This window comes from Hymenobacter lapidarius, assembly GCF_001816145.1.
GTDB classification, from domain to species: domain Bacteria; phylum Bacteroidota; class Bacteroidia; order Cytophagales; family Hymenobacteraceae; genus Hymenobacter; species Hymenobacter lapidarius.
This window is the reverse complement of record NZ_MDZB01000018.1, coordinates 1-1,861: the sequence shown is the minus strand read 5'-3', so window position 1 is coordinate 1,861 and position 1,861 is coordinate 1. Positions and strand designations below refer to the sequence as shown.

2 protein-coding genes are annotated in these 1,861 nt (G+C 58.5%); both read left to right on the top strand.

Annotated features, from left to right (window positions below; all coding sequences use genetic code 11):
• Nucleotides 1–499, top strand: a 499-nt coding sequence (locus BEN47_RS00695; RefSeq protein ID WP_317039443.1) for a type I restriction-modification enzyme R subunit C-terminal domain-containing protein, incomplete at its 5' end; no start/stop codon positions are given.
• A 16-nt stretch (nucleotides 500–515) separates the two neighbouring features.
• On the top strand, nucleotides 516–1,861 hold a 1,346-nt coding region (locus tag BEN47_RS00690), incomplete at its 3' end, for a restriction endonuclease subunit S (protein WP_070724288.1).

The window sequence follows — 1,861 nt, the reverse complement described above, 5'->3', positions numbered from 1 at the left end:
GATTACGGCCCTGCAGCTGCTGCACAACCAGCCCTACGCCCGCCGGGCCGTCACGTTTGCCCAGATTCGGGAGCTGGCCCTGGCCCTGCGCCTCGACAATCCTCAGCTCACCCCCGAGCACCTTTGGGATGCCTACGAGCAGCTCGAAAAGGCGCGGGTGCGCGGGGCCGGCCCCCGCACGCTGCTCACCAACCTCATTAGCCTGGTGCGCTTCGCCCTGCACCAGACCGAGACGCTCACCGCCTACCCCCTCACGGTGGCGGAGCGGTTTGGGGCCTGGCTCGCCCGGCAGCAGCAGGCCGGCCGCGCCTTCAGCCCCGAGCAGCAGCACTGGCTGGGTTTGATGCGCGACAAGGTGGCCACCTCCCTGAGCGTGGAGGCCGAAGACTTCACCCTGCCGCCCTTCGTGGACCTGGGCGGCTACGGCCGCGCCCGCCAGGTGTTCGGGGCCGATTTGCAGGCCATCGTGGATGAATTGAACGAGGCTCTGGCCGCGTAGGAATTGTTAATAAACTATGGGGGAGAGAGCAGAATTACCGCAGGGCTGGGAGCTTGTAAAGCTGAAACAAGTAGTCGCTACTGATGGCGTCTTTATAGATGGTGATTGGGTAGAATCCAAAGACCAAGACCCGGAGGGAGACATTCGCCTAATTCAACTGGCCGATGTTGGTGATGGCAATTATCGCAACCGGTCGAACCGTTTTATGACGCTGGAAAAAGCGACTAAGCTCAATTGCACTTTCATGCAAGCAGGCGATGTGCTGGTAGCACGAATGCCCGACCCACTTGGAAGAGCCTGCATTTTCCCTGGCGATGAGAAGCAGGCTGTTACTGTTGTCGATGTATGTATTATCAGAACAGGTAAGTTTGGTGTAGACCACAGGTGGCTGATGAATACGCTGAATTCTTCAGTATTCAGAGCTTCAATAGCAGCTTTGCAAAGCGGTTCAACACGTCTGCGGATTTCACGAAAGAATTTAGAAACCATTGAATTTCCCCTCCCGCCCCTGCCCGAGCAGCGCCGCATCGTGGCGAAGCTGGAGGAGCTGTTCAGCCGGCTCGATGCGGGCGTGGCGGCCGTGCGCCGCACCCAAGCCCTGCTGAAACGCTACCGCCAATCGGTGCTGCACGCGGCCGTGACCGGCGAGCTCACCCGCGCCTGGCGCGAAGCCCACCCCGCCCCCACCGAAACCGGGGCCGCCCTGCTCACCCGCATCCGCGCCGAGCGCCGGGCGCAGTGGGAAGCCGCCCAAGTGGCCAAGCGCGGCGGCCAGCTCCCGCTGAACGATGCCTGGAAATCAAAGTATGTGGAGCCCGCCGCCCCCGATACGAGCGAGCTGCCGGAGCTGCCGGCGGGGTGGGTGTGGAGCACCTTGGGAAACCTCTTAATCAATCGAGACGGCGAACGTATCCCAGTTAATAGTAGTGAGCGAGCTAAGCGCCAAGGCGACTTTGATTATTATGGTGCTTCAGGTGTCATCGATAAAGTTGATGATTTCTTATTCGATAAACCACTTCTTCTCATCGGTGAGGACGGCGCAAACCTTTTGAGTAGAAGCACCCCAATCGCATTTATTGCAAAGGGGAAATATTGGGTTAATAATCATGCTCACGTCTTAGACGCTGAAAGCATTTTAACCCTAGATTTTGCGAAAAACTATGTCAATTCTATTGATTTGACCCCTTTTGTAACTGGAACGGCTCAACCAAAGCTAAATCAGGCCAAATTAAACGGCATTCCTATACCGGTCCCGCCCCTAGCCGAGCAAGCCGAAATCGTAGCCGAAGTAGAGCGCCGCCTCACCGTGCTCGATGCCCTGAGCCAGACCCTCACCGCCGAGCTGAAACGCGCCGAGCGCCT